Genomic DNA, 18,240 nt, shown 5'->3' with positions numbered 1-18,240 from the left:
TCGGGCTTTGGACCTTCAGGCTGCGGCGTCGGGCCGAAGCTGGCGGGGCAGAGGAAAGAAGACGCTCTCGTCGGCGGTCGAGACCGTCTCGACGGTGACGCTGTAGCGGGTGGCGAAAGCCTCGATGATCTCCTCCACCAGCACCTCCGGTGCCGAGGCCCCGGCGGTGATGCCGAGCGAGGCGATCTGGCCGAACCGGTCCCAGTCGATATCGGCGGCGCGCTGCACCAGTTCCGAAATGCGGCAGCCCTCGCGCTCGGCCACTTCGCGCAGGCGCTGGGAGTTGGACGAATTGGGTGCACCGACCACGATCATCGCCTCGACCCGCGGCGCGACGCGCTTGACCGCCTCCTGGCGGTTGGTGGTGGCATAGCAGATGTCTTCCTTGTGTGGTCCGACGATGGCCGGGAAGCGCGCGGTCAGGAAGTCGACGATCTCGCGCGTGTCGTCCACCGACAGCGTGGTCTGGGTGACATAGGCGAGCTGCGCCTCGTCCTTCGGCACGAAGCCTTTGGCCTGGGCGAGCGTTTCGATCAGGGTGACCGCGCCCGGCGGCAGCTGGCCCATAGTGCCGACCACTTCGGGATGGCCGGCATGGCCGACCAGTACGACCTCGCGGCCGCGCCGGAAATGAATCTCGGCCTCGCGATGGACCTTGGTGACCAGCGGGCAGGTGGCGTCGATCGCCAGGAAGTTGCGCTTCTCGGCCTCGGCCGGAACCGATTTCGCCACGCCATGGGCGGAGAAGATGACGGGAGCCTCGGTGTCCGGGATCTCGGAAAGCTCCTCGACGAAGATCGCGCCCTTGGCCTTGAGGCCGTCGACGACGAAGCGGTTGTGGACGATCTCGTGGCGGACATAGACCGGCGGGCCATAGATCCTGAGGGCCTGCTCGACGGCGTCGATGGCGCGCACCACGCCCGCGCAGAAGCCGCGCGGCGAGCAGAGCAGGATCTTCAAGGGCGGCAGTTCTGGGCGTGAGCTGGCCAAACCAGGGTCTCCGGACGAAGCGGTTTCGGTTTCGGGGGGAACGCCGGACCTGTCAAGGGACGGGTGCGTGACGGCGCTTCGGCGGCAGCGTCGCCCGGGGCACCCTGACCTTGCGGAAAATGGCGACGATCTCCTGCCGGGTGCAGGCCTTGGCGCCGCGCGCGATCGCCTTGTCGCGCTCGAAGCCGGTCAGATCGTAATGTGGCGCGCTGGTCCGCGGCGGTCCCTGATAGGACGAGCGGTGGAGGCCGAGCGAAAAGGCGAAACGGTGCAGCTCGTCGATGTCGTCGGCGAGGAGATGGCACCATTTCAGTCCCTGCCACTGCCAGATGGCATCGTCGACATAGACGGCCATTACCGGCCCTCGTGCCGCGCGGGGCCACCATCCGGCCCCTGCTGGCGCGGGGCACTGTCGTCCGCTCCGTGGTCCATGGCCGCGCCCGCCGCTCAGGCGGCCTTCAGGCCGGCCAGGCCGAGCGCCCGGTCCTGGCGCGCGGCCACGGCGTCCAGGCTGAAATTCTCGATCTCCTCGTTGTAGAGGCGATAGAAATTGAGCTCGGCCTTCAGGTGCAGGAAAACGCCGCCGAGGCCGATGGCCGCCCGGTCCATCAGCACGAATTCCTGCGGGATGGTCACCGGTCCGCGTTCCTTGAGCGCCTTGTGCACCTGGAAGGCTTCGCGCCGGCCATATTCGCCGGGCGCGACGCCGTCGGCGATCGTCCGGACGCGGTCGTCGAGCAGCGGTCCGTAGATGAACCGCGCCCACATGTTGAGAACCTCGATCAGATCCCTGCGCAGGTTCCTGAAGCCCCAGGTCTCGTAGGCGTGGACGACGCGCGCCTCGTCGCCCGCTTCCAGGCCCTTGTAGAGGTCGATCACGGCGCCGATGAACCGGGCCGGGAAAACGCGCACGCAGCCATAGTCGAGAAGGTTGATGCCGCCGGCTTCGCCGTCCTGCGCGAAGACGGTGTAGTTGCCGAGATGCGGATCGCCGTGGATGACGCCGATCGCGGCGAAAGGATGCCACCAGGCGCGGAACATGGCGGTGGCGAGCCGGTTGCGCTCGGCGAGCGACGCCTCGACATGGCTCAGCATGCGCGTGCCCTCGAGCCAGGACAGGGTCAACAGGCGTCCGGTCGACAGTTCGGGCCGCACCGTCGGCACGCGCACCAGCGGCTCGTCCTTCAGGACCTCGGCATAGAGCGCGGCGTGCTTGGCCTCGCGGCGGTAGTCGAGCTCTTCGCGCACCCGCGCGCTGATTTCCTTGATGATCTCGCGCGTGTCGATCGCCGGGTCCATGCGGCGCTGCAGCGCGAACAGGACTTCGAGCTGGACGAGGTCGGCTTCGACGGCCGACTGCATGTCGGGATATTGCAGCTTGCAGGCGAGCGCCATGCCGTCATGGGCGCTGGCACGATGGACCTGGCCGAGCGAGGCGGCGGCGGCGGGGATCTTGTCGAAGGCAGCGAAGCGTTTTTCCCAGTCCGGGCCGAGCTCGGCCATCATGCGTCGCTTGACGAAGGCCGGCCCCATGGGCGGGGCCTCCGACTGCAGTTTCTGCAGCTCGCTGGCATATTCCGGCGGCAGCACTTCGGGAATGGTCGACAGGAGCTGGGCGACCTTCATGATCGGCCCCTTCAGTCCGCCCAGCGCACGGGTCAGGTCGGCGGCGTTCTTCTCCCGGTCGAGAGACCTGCCGAACAGCCGGGCGGCGGCGATCGAGGCGGCGGCGCCCGAGACGTTGACGCCCACCCGGGCATAGCGGGACAGGCGCCCGGTCAGGCGGTTGGCTTCATCGTCACGTTCGGACATGCGCGCTCCGGCTTTGACTGGACCGCCAAGAGATAGTGCTTCAGGCGCCCGGCCGCGAGGGCGCCGAGGCCGAAGGCGCCCGCTGCCGCCGGCTCAGCCCGGCCGGCGCGGGTCGCCATCCTCGGTCGTATCGATCACATAGGCCCATTTGCGCGTCGCCACCCGCATGGCGCGCCACTTGTTGTCGAGATGGAAGCCGGTCGCCACGACGGTCTTGCGCGGGTCGGTCCGACGCTCGCGGCCAAAGACGATATCGGACATGGGATAGGTCGCCCGGCTCCGGCCGATGGTGGACAGCGTCTCGACCGTCACCGCCGTGTCGGACGCGTAGAGCGCCGTCACGTAGAGCCTCAGATAGAACTCCAGGCCGAGTGCCGCGGCGGCAACGATCGGCGTCAGGATCAGCGCGGCCAGGTGATTGTTCGAGGGATCCTCGATGCGCGTCGACCAGGCGAGCCAGGCAAAGCCTGCCGTCGCGGCCCAGAACAGCGCCTGCAGGAAGCGCACGCGGCGCCAGCGGGTATTGCGGTAGACTTCGCGCATGGCGGTCGTCCGGTTGCGAGCGGGCAGGGTTCAGGCCCGGCCGGGATCCCAGGCCGCCTGGTTGGCGCGGAGCTGCTCGAGCAGTCCGTTGACATCGCCGAGCACCCAGAGATCGCGCACCTTGTCGCCTTCGAAGGTGAAGAACGGCGCGCCGGCCCAGGCAACGTGCTTGCCCGTCGGCGCGAAACCGAACAGCTCGGCGCGGTGCAGGCCATGGAAGCGCAGCCGGCCGGCGACGCGGTTGTCCTGCTCGACCAGTTCCAGGATGTCGCTCGTATAGTTCTCGAGCGCCCCGGTGACGAAATCGACGTAGCCGGCGAAAGCCTCGTGGCCGACCAGGACCGGGCCGAGCGAGCCGCGAAAGGTGAAGCCCTCGTGGAAGATGGTGGGAATGAGGCTCTTGTCCGCCTTGTCCCACAGGCCCTTGTAGAACAGCGTGACGATTTCGGTCTGGTGCGACATCAGCTCTCCATGGCCTCCAGCTCGGCGATCATCCGCTCGATGACGCTGAGACCACCTTGCCAGAAGGCGGGCTCGCGCGCATCGAGCCCGAACGGGGCGAGCACCTCGGAATGGTGCTTGGTGCCGCCGGCGGCCAGCATGGCGAGATAGCGCTCGGCAAAGCCCTTGTCGGCGGTCTCGTAGACGGCATAGAGCGAGTTCACGAGGCAGTCGCCGAAGGCATAGGCGTAGACGTAGAAGGGCGAGTGGATGAAGTGCGGGATATAGGCCCAGAAGGTCTCATATCCCGGCTTCAGCACGATGGCCGGGCCGAGGCTTTCGGCCTGCACGCTCATCCAGGCCTCACAGATCTGGTCGGCGGTCAGCTCGCCCTCGCGGCGGGCGATGTGCACCTTGCGCTCGTAGGAATAGAAGGCGATCTGGCGGACCACCGTATTGATCATGTCCTCGACCTTCGAGGCGAGCAGGGCCTTCTTCTGCACGCGGTCGGTGGTGGCTTCCAGCACGGCCTTGAAGGTCAGCATCTCGCCGAAGACCGAGGCCGTCTCGGCCAGGGTCAGCGGGGTCGGTGCCATCAGCGGCCCGTTCGGCGCAGCCAGAACCTGGTGGACACCGTGGCCGAGCTCATGGGCAAGGGTCATCACGTCGCGCGGCTTGCCCTGGTAGTTGAGCAGCACATAGGGATGCGCGGACGGCACGGTCGGATGGGCGAAGGCGCCCGGCGCCTTGCCGGGCCGTACCGGCGCGTCGATCCAGCTTTCGTCGAAGAAGCGCCGCGCGATGGCGGCCATATCGGGCGAGAAGCCGGCATAGGCCGAGAGCACGGTGTCGCGTGCCTCGGCCCAGGGAATGGTGCGGGTCTCGACCTTGGGCAGCGGCGCGTTGCGGTCCCAATGGTTCAGTGTGTCGCGGCCGAACCAGCGCGCCTTCAGCTTATAGTAGCGGTGCGACAGCTTCGGATAGGCGGCACGCACCGCGGCGACCAGGGCGTCGACCACCTCGCGCTCGACCCGATTGCTCAGGTGGCGGGAATCCGCGACGTCCTCGAAGCCGCGCCAGCGGTCGACGATCTCCTTGTCCTTGGCGAGGGTGTTGGTGATCAGCGTGAAGGTGCGCAGATTGTCCCTGAAGGTGGCGGCGAGCGCGTCGGAGGCCGCCTTGCGCCGCTCCTCGGCCGGGTCCTGCAGCAGGTTGAGGGTGGGTTCCAGCGTCAGGCTCTCGCCATCGACGGTGAAGCGCAGATTGGCGATGGTCTCGTCGAACAGCCGGTTCCAGGCGGCCCGGCCGGTCATGTTCTTTTCGTGGAACAGCTGCTCGATGCGGTCTTCGAGCTGGAACGGCTTGTCGCGCCGGAGATCCTCCAGCCAGGGCCGGTAGTGGCCGAGCCGCGCGCCGGACATGGCCCGTTCGATATGGGCATCCTCGATGCGGTTGAGCTCCAGGGTGAAGAACAGGAGATGCGACGAGATCGCGGTGATCTTCTCCTGGATGTCGCCGTAGAATTTGGAGCGGATCGGATCGGTGGTGTCGCCGGCATAGACGAGGCCGGCGAAGGAGGCGAGGCGGCCGAGCAGGTCCTCGAGCGCCTCGTAGCGGACGACCGCGTCGGCAAGCTCGGCCTCGGCGCCGGCATCCGCGGCGATGGCCGCCAGGCGCCCCTTGAAGGCGGTCTCGAAGGCGATGGCCTCACGCTCGGCCTTGTCGAGGTCGCGGCGCACCGCCGGCGCGTCCATGGCCGGATAGAGCGCGCTCAGATCCCACTGCGGCAAGGCGCCGAGCGCGTCCGTGGCCTTGGCGCGTTCGCCCGCGCCTTTCGCATGGGCAGCCTGGAACGTTCGACGCATGGATGGAGCCTCCGACGGGACGAACAGAAACGTCCCCTATGGTCGGAACCGCCGGTCCGATCAATGCGGTGCTTCGCCCGGGCGTGCCGGAACCTCGGCGGCGTTGCCTTCCGGCAACGTTCCGTTACACAAGCGGGGTGCCCGGCAGGGGCCGGAGCGCTCAGCCGGCCGCGAGCCGGCGCGGGTCGGCGGCCATTCCGGCGCCGCGCTTGCGGAAGCGGACGAGCGAATAGACGCCGAGCGGACCGACCCGGCGGCGCTCGATCACCTCGGCGCCGCCGTGGTTGGCAGCCCAGGCCTCGAGGCGCGCGAAGGGGAATTCCGGACGCAGGCCGAATGTGTGGGCGTGCTTGGAGAACCAGCGCTCGATGGCGGCGGCAAGCCCCCGTTCGGAATAGAGATGGTTGACGAGGATGATCTCGGCGCCGGGCCGGGCGACGCGCGCGCACTCGTCCAGGACCCGCTCCGGGCGCTCGACCAGGGTGATCACGAACTGGGCGACGACGCAGTCGAAGCTCGCGTCGGGAAAGGCGAGGTCATGGGCGTCCATGACCCGGACGTCCTTCACATGGGGGAAGGCGCCGCTCGTCATCCGCTCGCGCGCCTTGGCGACCATCGGTTCGGACAGGTCGATGCCGGTGATCTCGGTGGTGGCGTCGTAGTCGGAGAAGGACAGGCCGGTGCCGACGCCGACCTCCAGGATCCGGCCGCCGACGCGCCGCGCCGCCTGGGCGGCCGCCCGGCGGCCCTGCTCGAAGACCGGGCCGCAGACGGCGTCGTAGATCGGCGCCCAGCGGGCATAGGCTTTCTCCATCGTTTCGCGATCGAGATCTCCTGCCATGTCGGGCTCCTTGCGTCTGGACGGTGCGAGAGGACGTGATCGCCCGAAGGTCTTCAGGCGATCGTGCGGGACGACGGGGCCGTCGACTCAAGAGTTCGAGGCGAAAACGACGGCTCGCCGAGCGCCTAGCAAGCCCATGCGACAGTCTTGCGACAGCAGCGAACCGCTATTCGGCGCCGCGTGGAACCCCTGATGCTGGCCGGCTGTCACAAAAGCTGTAACGGAATCTGCTTCCTGGCGGTCACGGCTTTTGCAGCGGGATCCAGGTCATGGCGGAGAAGCGCTACCGGGCAATGTTCATTTCCGACGTGCATCTTGGCGCGCGCGGGTCGCAGACCAAGCTGCTCATCGACTTTCTGCGCTACAACGACGCGGACGTCATCTATCTCGTCGGCGACATCATCGACGGCTGGCAGCTCAGGCGCGGCTGGCATTGGCCGCAATCGCACAACGACGTGGTGCAGAAGCTGCTGCGCAAGGTGCGCAAGGGGTCGCAGATCATCTATCTCCCCGGCAACCACGACGAATTCCTGCGCGACTATTTCGGCACCCATTTCGGCGGCATCGAGGTGATGGACGAGGCAATCTACACCTCGGCCGACGGCAAGCGCTTCCTGGTGGTGCATGGCGATGCCTTCGACGTGGTGGTCATGCATGCGCGCTGGCTCGCCCATCTCGGCGACTGGGCCTATGACGCGGCGATCTATCTCAACCGCTGGTTCAATCTCGTCCGGCGCAAGCTGGGGCTGACCTACTGGTCGCTGTCGGCCTGGGCCAAGCTGAAGGTGAAGAAGGCGGTCAACTTCATCGGCGCCTTCGAAGAGGCGCTCGCCAGCGAGGCACGCCGGCAGAAGGTCGACGGCGTCATCTGCGGCCATATCCATCACGCCGCCATCCACGACCAGCACGGCATCCGCTACATGAACTGCGGCGACTGGGTGGAGAGCTGCTCGGCGCTCGTCGAGACCTATGAGGGCCGGTTCGAGATCGTCCGCTGGACCGAGATCCTGCCGGAGACGGCGGCGCCGGCCGCCGCCGCCGAGGCCGAAGCCGATCTGCCCCTGCCGCTGCCCGGCGGTCGGAAGGTTGCCGCCTGATGCGCCTCGCGGTCGCAACCGACGCCTGGTCGCCTCAGATCAACGGCGTGGTGCGCTCGCTCCAGGAAACCGCGGCCGCCTTGCCGCAGTTCGGCATCGCCGCCCATTTCGTCACGGCCGAAGGCCTGCCAAGCCTGCCGCTGCCGACCTATCCGGACATCCGGCTGGCGATCATGGCCGGATCGGCCGTCGCCCGCCGGCTCGACGCGATCGCGCCCCATGCCGTCCATATCGCCACCGAAGGCCCGATCGGGCACGCGGTGCGACGCTGGTGCCTGACGCGCCGGCTGCCCTTCACCACCAGCTATCACACCCGCTATCCGGACTATGTCAGAGCCCGGGCGCCGATCCCGGAAGCCTGGACCTATGCCTGGCTGCGCCATTTCCACGGCGCGGCGCAGCGCACCATGGTGCCGACCGAAACCATGCGCCGGGAGCTCGAGCGCTGGGGGTTCGCCAATCTGACGCTCTGGGCGCGCGGCGTCGACACGCAGCTGTTCCGGTCGCGGCCGGGCCAGCGGCTCGACTGGCCACGGCCGATCATGCTGAGCGTCGGCCGCCTGGCGGTCGAGAAGAACCTCGAGGCCTTCCTCGGCCTCGACGTGGCCGGCACCAAGCTGGTGGTCGGCGACGGGCCGCAGCGCGCCGAGCTCGAAAGGCGCTTTCCCGATGCGGTGTTCCTTGGCGCGCGCACCGGCGAGGCGCTGGCCGAGATCTATGCCGGCGCGGACGTCTTCGTGTTCACGAGCCGCACCGACACCTATGGCAACGTCATGCAGGAGGCGCTTGCGAGCGGGGTGCCCGTCGCGGCCTTTCCGGTGCCCGGGCCGATCGACGTGGTGGCCGATCCGACGATCGCCTGCCTCGACGAGGATCTGGCCAAGGCGATCGCCATCGCGCTGACGCTCGACCGGGCGCGCTGCCGGGCCGTCGCGGAAGGCCGGTCCTGGACCGCCGCCGCCCGCCAGTTCGCCGAGGCGCTCGCTCCTTTCGACATGGCGCCCTGCCGCGCCGCGTGACCGCGACCGTCAGGTGAGGCGGGTAATGGCGTCGGCCGCCGCCCGCAGGTCGGGCAGGATTTCGGCGACACGTGCCGCCGTCATGCGCTCGCTGGTCGAGGCGACGGCGACCGCGGCGACGGCACTTCCCGTCGGGGCGAAGATCGGCAGGCCGACGCCGGTCACCCCGGGCACCGCGCGGTTGCCGATCAGCGCATGGCCGGTCGTTCGGGCAAGGCGCCGCAGCCGCAGGAGCTCGTCGCCGGTCATCCGGCCATAGGCATGGAGCAGCGGGTCGATGTCGGCGAGCACCTGCTCGGCGTCGGCGTCATCGAGCGCGGCGAACAGGGCGAGGCCGCCGGCGGTGATGCCCAGAGGGTGCCGGGCGCCGAGCGGAACCGACGGCGTCTGGATCGGAAAGGTGCCCTGGACGCGATCGATGCAGACGCTGTCATTGGCGCTGCGCACGAACAGGAAGGATGTGTCGCCGGTCCGCTCGGCGAGCTGCTGGAGCGCCGGGCGGCATTGCTGGTGCATGGTCAGGGACCGGGCCGAGACGAGGCCGAGCTCGAGCGAAAAGCTGCCGAGCACATAGCGGCGCGAGCTGCGATCGCGGGCGAGCAGGCCTTCCTCGACCAGGGCCTGCAGCAGCCTGTGGACGGTCGGGCGGGGCAGGGCGAGGGCCTCGGCAATGTCGGCGAGGCGGACGGCCTTGCCGTGCCGCGCGGCGACCAAGCGCAAGGCGCCGACGGCGCGCGAAATGGTCTGCGTGCCCGAGATGGATGTCACGGTAAGCCCCTTCGATCCCCGCCGCGCCGACGCCATGCTCATGGCGCACAATGAAATTCTACTATATGGAATTATTGAAGTGTCAACGATCCCGGCGATCGTCCGGGAGGTTCCAAATGGCTGGAAGATCGCCTGTCCGACCCGATCCAGCTTTCATGTTTTGGACAAAATTCCATATTCCGAAATTCTATTCTGGAAAATGCGATAAATTTTGACGGGCCGTGCCGCCGGTTCCTATCGTTTCCGGATTCCACTTATTGGAACTTCGAGCGAAGGACAGGCCCTGCATCATGAGCAATGACCGGCCCGGACGGACCGTCCGGGAACGTATTCCCTACGACCCGATCGTCGGGCGCCGTTTCAAGCTGCCCGGCAAGGCGCGGGTCGCAGTCTGGACCATCGTCAATGTGGAGAACTGGGAGCCGACCGGGGCGATGCCCCGGGCAGTCCTGCCACCGCCGATGGGACAGCCGCTCCTGCCCGACGTTCCGAACTGGGCCTGGCACGAATACGGCATGCGCGTCGGCTTCTGGCGTTTTGTCGACGTGCTCGCGGCGCGCGGCCTGAAGGCCTCCTTCGCGGTCAACGGTTCGGCGATCGCGGCCTATCCGGCCGCCTGCGAAGCGGCCCGCGCGGCGGATTGGGACTTCATCGGCCACGGCTTCGTGCAGGGCCCGATGCACCGCGTGGCCGATCAGGCCGCGGCGATCCGCCAGACCATCGATGCGATCGGCGCCTTCACGGGCAAGCCGGTTCGCGGCTGGGAAAGCCCGGGCCTGACCGAGACCGACGAAACCGTCGACCTGCTGGCCGAGGCCGGCATCGAATATGTCGCCGACTGGGTCCTGGACGATCAGCCGGTGGCGATCCGGACCCGCGCCGGCGAGATCGTCTCCGTGCCCTATACGGTCGAGATCAACGACGTCGTGCTCTCGGCCGTCCAGCAGCAGCCCTCGGACGCAATCTTCACCCGCGGCCGCGACCAGTTCGACCGCCTCTACCAGGAGGGCGCGACCGTCCCGCGCGTGATGGCGATCAGCATCCATCCCTATCTGACCGGCGTGCCGCACCGCATCCGCTATCTGGAGGCGCTCTACGACCACATCCTCGCCCATGACGACGTGCTCATGTGCACCGGCGCGGAGATCCTCGACATCTTCCGCAGCCAGCAGGATGCCGGATCGTGAGGCTGCCGCGCATTCTCCTGGTGTCGACCGGCGGCACGATCACCATGACCGGTGCGGCGGGCGGCGGCATCACGCCCTCGCTCAGCGGCAGCGACCTCGTGCGTCAGATCGGCGCGCTCGGCGCGCTCGGCGCGCTCGCCGAGCTGGATGTCGTCACCTTTTCCACCAAGCCCGGCGCGTCGCTGACGCTCGACGACCTCCGCGCGATCGCCGCGCTCGTCGACAGGCGCCTTGCCGAGGACTGCGCCGGCGCGGTGGTCGTGCAGGGCACCGACACGATCGATGAGAGCGCCTTCGTCCTCGACCTGCTGGTCGGCTCCGACAGACCGGTCGTGGTGACCGGCGCGATGCGCGGCGCGGCGGCGCCGGGCGCAGACGGTCCGGCCAATCTCGTCGCCGCGGTCACGGTGGCAGCCTCTCCGGCGATGAGCGGCCTCGGCACGCTGGTGGTGCTGAACGACGGCATTCATGCCGCGCGCTATGTCGCCAAGGCCGATACCGCGCTGCCCGACGCCTTCGCTTCGCCGGTGGCCGGTCCGCTCGGCCGTGTCGCGGAGGGCGAGGTCCTGATCCTGGCGCGCGTGCCGCGGCGGCCGGCTCTGGCTCTGCCCGCCGGCGTGCCGGTCGCGCCGGTCGCGCTCGTCAAGGTCGGCCTCGGCGACGACGACAGGCTGATCGCGGCGCTTGCCGGGCTCGGCTATCGCGGCGCGGTCATCGAGGCGATGGGCGCCGGCCACGTGCCGGACCATCTCGCGCCGGCGATCGGCAGGCTCGCCGCGGCCATGCCCGTCGTGCTCGCGAGCCGCACGGGCGGCGGCCCGGTCTTCACCAGGACCTACGGTTTTGCGGGCTCGGAGATCGACCTCATCGGTCGCGGCCTCATGCCCGGCGGCCTGATCGGCGGGCTCAAGGCGCGGCTGCTGCTGCAGCTCCTGACGATGCAGGGGCTGGCGGGGCCGGACCTTGCCCGCGCTTTTGCCGAACGATCGGGCAGCCCGGACGGCGATACCGGTTCCGCCGCCCCGCCACGCCCCCTCTCGCCATCCTCCCAAACCCACGCCACGACCGCCCGGTCGGGTGCGTCCGGCGCAGTCACGCGCGGAAAGGCATCGTTGCCATGAGCCAGTCAGTCCCCAGCCAGTCCCGGGCCGCATCCGCCGACGCGGCAGCCGGCAGCCGCGACAAGGTCGCGCTCGCCATGTTCGTCGTACTGCTGCTGTCCTATGTGGTGAACGCCATGGACCGGCAGCTGTTCTCGGTTCTCGCCACCGATGTCCGCCGGGCGCTCGACCTGTCGCTGCCCCAGGTCGGCCTCGCCTCCACGATCTTCACGCTCGGCATGGGCCTTGCCGGCATCCCGACCGGCTACCTCCTCCAAAGGATGTCGCGCCTCGGCGTGTCCATTCTCGGCCTGATCATCTTCTCGGTCGCGACCCTTCTGACCGCCTATGCGAGCGGCCTTGCCGACCTGCTCGTCTACCGCTTCGTCTCGGGGCTCGGCGAAGCGATGCAGCTCACCGCGATCCTCGCCATCGGCACGACCTATTTCGTCAACCACCGGGCGATGGCGGCAAGCTCGCTGAACTTCACCTTCGGCATCGGTGCCGTGGTCGGGCCCAATATCGGCGCGGCCATCCTCAACGCGACGCATTGGCAGATGCCGTTCATCGTCTTCGGCCTCGCCGGCATTCCCGTGCTGCTGCTGATCCTGCTCTTCGTGCGGCCCTGGTTCAGCGAGGCGCGCGCGGACGAGGACCTTTCCGCCGCCGGTCGCGAAGAGGACGCCGCGGAGAGCCTCTGGGCGCCGCGGCCGGTCCTGCTCGCCACGGCGACCGTGTTCGCGGGGCTCAGCATCTACGGCTATCTCGGGCTCTATCCGACCTATCTGCGCGAGGCCGTCGGCTTCTCGCCGCGCGAGGCGGCGCTCGCCGTCAGCTGCTATGGTTTCGGCGCGCTGTTCTCGCTGATCGGCGGCTGGTCCGGCGACCGGTTCGACTACCGCAAGCTGCTGGTGGCATCGCTCCTCGTCGCGGCGGTGTCGGGCGGGCTGCTGTTCACCGAACTGAGCCGCTCGCTGCCGCTCCACATGCTGCTCTCCTTCATCTTCGGCGTCACCATCAGCGGCATGGTCTATGCGAACCTCTCCGCCGGCATCATCAAGTCCGTGGTGCGCCGGAAGGCCGCACAGGCGTCCGGCCTGTTCGTCGCCGCGCTCTACATCCCCGCGGCCTTCGCGGGCTATATTCTCGGCTCGCTGAAGAACGTCGTCGGCTGGACGCCGGCCGGGGCCGGGCAGCTCGCCGGATGCGCCGTCATTGCCGCGCTGCTCTGCCTGATGACCGGCAGGCTTCGTTCCACGCCCGGAGCCTGAGCGCCCGCCGGGGCGGGTTCGAGGCCCGGCCCCGGCGCGCCGGCGCCGCGCGCGCAACGCGGCGAGGGGCAGCGCGCCGCCGCTAGAACGACGCCGAGGCGGTGCCCGACACGTTCGAACTCGCGGTCACTGGGTGGTCTGAAACGCCGCAAGTGGCGCGGCAAGGGCGAGGTCGGCCCGCGCTTCGTCGCCTGCCGAGGGCCGCCGCCGGGCCTCGATGCCCGGTCGGGCCGGCGGCCATGCCCCATGGCGAAACCGATTTCAGCACATTACGTTCGGTCGCCATTAACCCTCTCTTTACGGGGGATGCTCACCCTTTCCCGAATCGAGACATCGCATCTGGAAGGCCGGGCCATCCAATGACCACCATCCTCATCTGCGACGACGATCCCGTCCAACGCCGCCTGGTCGAAGCCATCGTGCGCAAGGCCGGCTATGACGTGCGCATCACCGAGAACGGCGAGCAGGCGATGCGCGTGCTCGCCGAGGAGGGCGACGGCATCGACCTCCTGGTGCTCGACCTCGTCATGCCCGAGCGCGACGGCATGGGCGTGCTCGCGGCCATGCGCGAGCAGGGCATCGCCAAGCCGGTCATCGTCCAGACCAGCCAGGGCGGCATCGACACGGTCGTGAATGCGATGCGGGCGGGCGCGACCGATTTCGTCGTCAAGCCGGTCGGCGCCGAGCGTCTGTCGGTGTCGATCAAGAACGCCCTGAAGACCGAGGCGCTGTTCGCCGAGGTGCAGCGCCTGAAGCGCAAGGCCGAAGGCACGCTTGGCTTCAAGGACATCGTGACCCGCTCGGCGCGCATGGCGCCGGTGCTGCGCATGGCCGAGAAGGCCGCCGGCTCGATGATCCCGGTCATGATCGAAGGCGAGAGCGGCGTCGGCAAGGAGCTTCTGGCCCGCGCCATCGCCGGATCGGGCGAACGGCGCGCCAAGCCCTTCGTTGCGGTCAATTGCGGCGCCATTCCGCAGAACCTCGTTGAATCCATCCTGTTCGGCCATGAGAAGGGCGCCTTCACGGGCGCCACCGACAAGCACACCGGCAAATTCGTCGAGGCCCATGGCGGTACGCTGTTCCTCGACGAGGTCGGCGAACTGCCGCTGGAAACCCAGGTCAAGCTTTTGCGCGCCATCCAGGAAGGGGAGGTCGACCCGGTCGGCGCCAAGCGCAGCGTCAAGGTCGATATCCGCATCATCTCGGCGACCAATCGCGACCTGATCCGGGCCGTGAAGGAGGGCCGCTTCCGCGAGGATCTCTACTATCGTCTCTGCGTCTTCCCGATGACCCTGCCGCCGCTGCGCGAACGCGTCGAGGACATTCCCGATCTCGTCCGGCATTTCCTGGCGCGGATCGCGGCGGAGGAGGGCAAGCGCGTGCGCGGCATCCAGCCGGCTGTCTTTGGCCTGCTGCAGGCCTATGGCTGGCCGGGCAATGTCAGGCAACTGGAGAATACCGTGTTCCGTGCCGTCGTGCTGTGCGACGGCGACGAATTGTCGGTCGCCGACTTCCCGCAGATCGCGGCTCATGTCGAAGGCTACGAGGTGGTGGTGCCGCTGGCTCCGCCGCCGCCTTCGGCGCCTGAGCCGGCAAGCCAGATCGCGGCGCCCGCGCCGCCTGCCATGATCGTCCCGGGCGCCTCGATCGGCCTCTTGGACGAGGCCGGCCATGTCCGGCCGATGGAGGTGCTGGAGACCGAGGCGCTGAAGTTCGCGATAGAACACTATCGCGGACAGATGTCGCAGGTCGCGCGCCGCCTCGGCATCGGGCGTTCCACGCTCTATCGCAAGTTGAAGGACCTCGGTATCGAGCAGGGCGAGGCCGAGGCGGAGGGAGTGTGACCGCAAAGCCGCGCAGGCGGCTGAAACGGTGTGCAAACCCGCTCCGGCGCTTGATTTTGCGCCGAGTCGCGTGTTGGACAAGTCAATGCCTGCGGCCGTCGCCGCGGCCCAGGGGATCAAGATGCGGCTCCGGTCGGCAGTGCTTTCGTGCGCCCTGATGGGACTAGGGTTTTGCGCGCCCCTGAAGGCAGAAACCGCCGAAAGTTTCCGGCTCGCAGACTGGGAGGTGGAAGCTGCCATCCCGCGGCCGCCGCTCGATGCCGCCCTGCCGCTGACGGCCGCCGATTTCGGGCTCGCCGCCTTCCCGCCGTCGCCGCTGCTCGCCGAGCACATGACCCAGGACCCGGCGGTCGCGGGCGTGCCGCTCGCCGACGACGAACATCCCGACGCCGCCCTGGCGCCGACCCCGGTCATTCCCGAGCCGTCGGCGGCCGAGCTCGCGGCGATCCCCGACGATCCGCCGAGCCTCGTCGAGAACGGCCAGCCCGATCCCGCCATCACCGTCCAGCGCGTCGCACGCGCCCTGCAGACAGCGCTCGCGCGTCCCGAGGGGGACCGGGCGTTGCAGGCGCTCGCCGCCTTCTACGCCGAGCGCCGCTACGAGCCGCTGTTCGTCCAGGACGGCGTCCTGTCGCCGCGCGGCCGGGCGGCCCTGACCAGGCTCGGCCAGGCCGGCGACGACGGCCTCGACCCGGCCGCCTACCGCTTCGCCATGCCGGAGGGCGCACGCACGGCCGAAAGCGTCGCCCGCCTCGAAGTCGCGCTCGCCCGCGCGGTCGCCCTCTACGCCGCGCAGGCCTCGGCCGGACGGACCGATCCGGGGAAGCTCTCGGCCTATTTCGACGTGCGCCCGCCGCGGATCGAGCCGGCCCAGGCGCTGGCCGAACTGGCCAAGACGACCGATGCCGTCGCGACCACCGCGGCGCTCGACGCGTTCAATCCGCCGCATGAGGGGTTCCGGCGCCTGCGTGCCAAGCTGATCGAGATGCGCGGCGAGCGGCGTGAGATGAGCGACTCGCCGCTGATCCGCCGCAACGCCCTGCGCGAGCGTGACCTGGTCGCCAATCTGGAGCGCTGGCGCTGGCTGCCGCGCGATCTCGGCCAGGCCCATATCTGGGTCAACAGCCCGTCCTACCAGGTGGAGGTGGTCCAGAACGGCCGCGTCATCCACCATACCCGCGCGGTCATGGGCAGGGCCGAAACCCAGACGCCGATCTTTTCGGATGCGATGAGCCACATCGTGTTCAACCCCTATTGGCACGTGCCGCATTCGATCGTCCGGCGCAGCATGCTGAGCGGCGCGGCGCGCAACGGCGGCTATTTCGCCCGGCGGGGCATCCAGGTGGTGCAAGGCGGCCGCGTGGTCGACGCGTCCACGATCAACTGGGCCTCCGCCAATATCGGCCGTTATGCCTTCCGCCAGCCGCCCGGCGCGGCCAATGCGCTGGGCAAGATGAAGTTCATGTTCCCGAATCGGCACGCGATCTACCTGCACGACACGCCGTCGCGGCAATATTTCGGGCAGAGCTACCGGGCGCTGTCGAACGGCTGCGTGCGCGTGCAGAATCCGGAAGCGCTCGCGGAGGTGCTGCTCAATCTCGGATTGCCGGGCGAGACCTGGTCCAGCACCCGGATTCAGGGACTTTATGGCCCAAATGAGCGTACCGTCCGCTTCAAGCAGACCGTGCCGATCCATCTGGTCTATTTCACGATGACGGTGGATAGCACCGGCTCGCTCGTTGAATATGCTGATATTTATGGCCACAATGCCCGCGTGCGAGCGGTCCTGGCCGGCACACGGGGCTGACGTTCCGTTTACCGTTCATGATGGATGGGATCATGATCCGGCATGATTTCGCCACAGTCGGTGCTTACCGCTCACGGGCCCGTGAGCCGGCTGTCCAGGCGTCCGGTCGTGCGGCAGAAGGGTTCTTTAACCGTTCCCGACGATGATGCGTTCACCATTTGCCGGGCGGGCCCGGCGGAGAATTCGGTCTTTCGTCCGCTGACCAGAGCCCAGAAAACATCGTGAAACAGCAGATCAGAACCCTTTCCGGCTTCGTATCGCAGCGTCTGCTGCGGGGTGCATCGACGGTAGCGGTAGGGTTCGGGTTCCTGATGCTGGTCGGCGGCCAGACCCAGACCGTCGTCGCCAATGGCGACACGCGCACGCTGCCCTTCGTGCACCGGCATACCGGCGAAGAGCTGCTCATCACGTTCAAGCGCAACGGCCGCTACGACCAGGAAGCGCTCAACCGGCTCAACTGGTTCCTGCGCGACTGGCGCACCGACCAGCCGACGCGCATGGATCCGGGGCTCTTCGACCTCCTGTGGGAGGTCTATCGCGGCGTCGGCGGCCAGGCACCGATCAACGTCCTGTCGGCCTACCGCTCGGAAGGCACCAATGCCATGCTGCGCCGCCGCTCGCGGGCGGTCGCGCAACATTCTCAGCACATCCAGGGCCGGGCGATGGATTTCTTCATCCCCGGCGTTTCCATGACCAGGGTCCGCGAGGTGGGCCTGCAGCTGCAGCGCGGCGGCGTCGGTTTCTATCCGGGCTCGGCCAATCACTTCATCCACCTCGACACCGGTTCGGTCCGCCATTGGCCGAAAGTGTCGCGCGACTATCTCGCCCGCCTGTTCCCCGACGGGCGGACCGTGCACATCCCGGCCGACGGGCGGCCGATGCCCGGCTTCGACGTGGCGCTCGCCATGGTCCAGGCGCGCGGCGGCTCGGCTTCACGCCATTACGATTCTCGCGCGGACGAGGCCGACGAGGGGCCGCGCGGGTTCAACATCTTCGCGCTGCTTTTTGGCGGCGCCAACCGCCAGGCTGCGCAGCCGGTGCAGCAGCCGGTGCCGCAGCAGCCTTCGCGCACCATGCTGGCGCAGCGCGGCAGCGGCGGTCGCATGTCGGCGACGCTCAGGCCGGGTGAGGCCGCGCCGGGAATTCCGGCCCGCAACGAGCCCGCTGTGACGCAGGTCGCCCAGGCGGCTCCGCCGCCGCCGGCCCAGGGCTCGCAGGTGCCGTCCGCCGGCGGGCGTGCCGGCACGCCGATGCAGATCCTGCCGAATGCGCCGCGCATGCAGATCGCCATGGCGCCGCTCCCGGTGCGGGCGCCTTCGGCCGCCGAGCGGGCGCGGCTCGACGCCGAACAGGATGGCGAGAGCGAGCTGATGCAGCGCATCGCGTCCGGCCCCATGCCGATGGCCCGGCCGGCCATTCCGGGCCAGGCCGAGCCGCCCGCGCCGACGGTGGTGGCCGCGTTCTCGCCGCCGCTGCCCATGCCGGTGCCCGAAGCGGCACGGCAGGGTGAACCCAACAGGCCGATGCCGCTCGCCGAGCCGCAGCCGGCGACCGACCGGGTCCAGGTCGCGCAGGCGCCGATGCCGCCCGCCCGGCCGCAGATCATCGGCGGTTCGGCGGTCGTCGCCGCGGCCGCGCTGCCGGCCCTGATCACC

The 18,240-nt window shown here is 68.8% G+C and carries 16 protein-coding genes; 8 read left to right on the top strand and 8 right to left on the bottom strand.

All coding sequences use genetic code 11. From position 1 onward, the window contains the following. Nucleotides 1-15: 15 nt before the first annotated feature. The 7 genes from ispH to OZ671_RS19190 all read right to left on the bottom strand — a co-directional run bounded on the left by ispH (nucleotide 16) and on the right by OZ671_RS19190 (nucleotide 6,492). Nucleotides 16-990 carry a 4-hydroxy-3-methylbut-2-enyl diphosphate reductase gene (ispH, locus tag OZ671_RS19220; RefSeq protein WP_268862246.1) on the bottom strand — a complete coding sequence of 325 codons (975 nt, stop codon included), beginning with the start codon at nucleotides 988-990 and terminating at the stop codon, nucleotides 16-18. Between the two features lie 52 nt (nucleotides 991-1,042). Beyond that, nucleotides 1,043-1,345, bottom strand: a complete 303-nt coding sequence (locus OZ671_RS19215) for a DUF4031 domain-containing protein (RefSeq protein ID WP_268862245.1) — start codon at nucleotides 1,343-1,345, stop codon at nucleotides 1,043-1,045. 92 nt (nucleotides 1,346-1,437) lie between these two features. Then, entirely contained in the window at nucleotides 1,438-2,802 is a 1,365-nt protein-coding gene (locus tag OZ671_RS19210) for an ABC1 kinase family protein (protein WP_268862244.1), read from the bottom strand. 93 nt (nucleotides 2,803-2,895) lie between these two features. Continuing rightward, on the bottom strand, nucleotides 2,896-3,345 hold the full coding sequence (locus OZ671_RS19205) for a hypothetical protein (protein ID WP_268862243.1): 450 nt from the start codon (nucleotides 3,343-3,345) through the stop codon (nucleotides 2,896-2,898). A gap of 30 nt (nucleotides 3,346-3,375) precedes the next feature. Beyond that, nucleotides 3,376-3,807, bottom strand: coding sequence for an ester cyclase (locus OZ671_RS19200; RefSeq protein ID WP_038307290.1), 432 nt, complete (start codon nucleotides 3,805-3,807; stop codon nucleotides 3,376-3,378). Beyond that, complete coding sequence (locus tag OZ671_RS19195) at nucleotides 3,807-5,651, bottom strand: M3 family oligoendopeptidase (RefSeq protein ID WP_268862242.1); 1,845 nt, start codon at nucleotides 5,649-5,651, stop codon at nucleotides 3,807-3,809. The genes OZ671_RS19200 and OZ671_RS19195 overlap by 1 nt, the downstream gene beginning before the upstream one ends. 160 nt (nucleotides 5,652-5,811) lie before the next feature. Further along, entirely contained in the window at nucleotides 5,812-6,492 is a 681-nt protein-coding gene (locus tag OZ671_RS19190; RefSeq protein ID WP_268862241.1) for a class I SAM-dependent methyltransferase, read from the bottom strand. Nucleotides 6,493-6,761: 269 nt separating this feature from the next. Here OZ671_RS19190 and OZ671_RS19185 point away from each other — a divergent pair, with 269 nt between their 5' ends. Then, nucleotides 6,762-7,589: a UDP-2,3-diacylglucosamine diphosphatase gene (locus tag OZ671_RS19185; RefSeq protein WP_268862240.1), complete on the top strand. Its 828-nt coding sequence runs from the start codon at nucleotides 6,762-6,764 to the stop codon at nucleotides 7,587-7,589. After that, nucleotides 7,589-8,608, top strand: a complete 1,020-nt coding sequence (locus OZ671_RS19180; protein ID WP_268862239.1) for a glycosyltransferase family 4 protein — start codon at nucleotides 7,589-7,591, stop codon at nucleotides 8,606-8,608. The genes OZ671_RS19185 and OZ671_RS19180 overlap by 1 nt, the downstream gene beginning before the upstream one ends. Nucleotides 8,609-8,617: 9 nt before the next feature. Here the strand turns inward: OZ671_RS19180 and OZ671_RS19175 are convergent, their stop codons facing one another. Further along, nucleotides 8,618-9,376 carry an IclR family transcriptional regulator gene (locus OZ671_RS19175; protein WP_268862238.1) on the bottom strand — a complete coding sequence of 253 codons (759 nt, stop codon included), beginning with the start codon at nucleotides 9,374-9,376 and terminating at the stop codon, nucleotides 8,618-8,620. 290 nt (nucleotides 9,377-9,666) lie between these two features. Between OZ671_RS19175 and OZ671_RS19170 the strand changes: the two genes are divergently transcribed. The 6 genes from OZ671_RS19170 to OZ671_RS19145 all read left to right on the top strand — a co-directional run. Then, nucleotides 9,667-10,563 carry a polysaccharide deacetylase family protein gene (locus OZ671_RS19170; protein ID WP_268862237.1) on the top strand — a complete coding sequence of 299 codons (897 nt, stop codon included), beginning with the start codon at nucleotides 9,667-9,669 and terminating at the stop codon, nucleotides 10,561-10,563. Beyond that, entirely contained in the window at nucleotides 10,560-11,684 is a 1,125-nt protein-coding gene (locus tag OZ671_RS19165; RefSeq protein WP_268862236.1) for an asparaginase, read from the top strand. The genes OZ671_RS19170 and OZ671_RS19165 overlap by 4 nt, the downstream gene beginning before the upstream one ends. Further along, entirely contained in the window at nucleotides 11,681-12,934 is a 1,254-nt protein-coding gene (locus OZ671_RS19160; RefSeq protein ID WP_268862235.1) for an MFS transporter, read from the top strand. The genes OZ671_RS19165 and OZ671_RS19160 overlap by 4 nt, the downstream gene beginning before the upstream one ends. A 359-nt stretch (nucleotides 12,935-13,293) precedes the next feature. After that, nucleotides 13,294-14,778, top strand: a complete 1,485-nt coding sequence (locus tag OZ671_RS19155) for a sigma-54-dependent transcriptional regulator (RefSeq protein WP_268862234.1) — start codon at nucleotides 13,294-13,296, stop codon at nucleotides 14,776-14,778. A 226-nt stretch (nucleotides 14,779-15,004) separates the two neighbouring features. Then, nucleotides 15,005-16,585: a L,D-transpeptidase family protein gene (locus OZ671_RS19150; RefSeq protein WP_268862233.1), complete on the top strand. Its 1,581-nt coding sequence runs from the start codon at nucleotides 15,005-15,007 to the stop codon at nucleotides 16,583-16,585. A gap of 221 nt (nucleotides 16,586-16,806) precedes the next feature. Continuing rightward, nucleotides 16,807-18,240 (top strand): DUF882 domain-containing protein (locus tag OZ671_RS19145; RefSeq protein WP_328286389.1); only part of this gene is annotated, 1,434 nt, incomplete at its 3' end.

Origin of the sequence: Phreatobacter sp. AB_2022a (assembly GCF_026847585.1) — a bacterium.
Lineage (GTDB): Bacteria > Pseudomonadota > Alphaproteobacteria > Rhizobiales > Phreatobacteraceae > Phreatobacter.
This window is presented reverse-complemented; position numbering and strand designations above follow the sequence as displayed.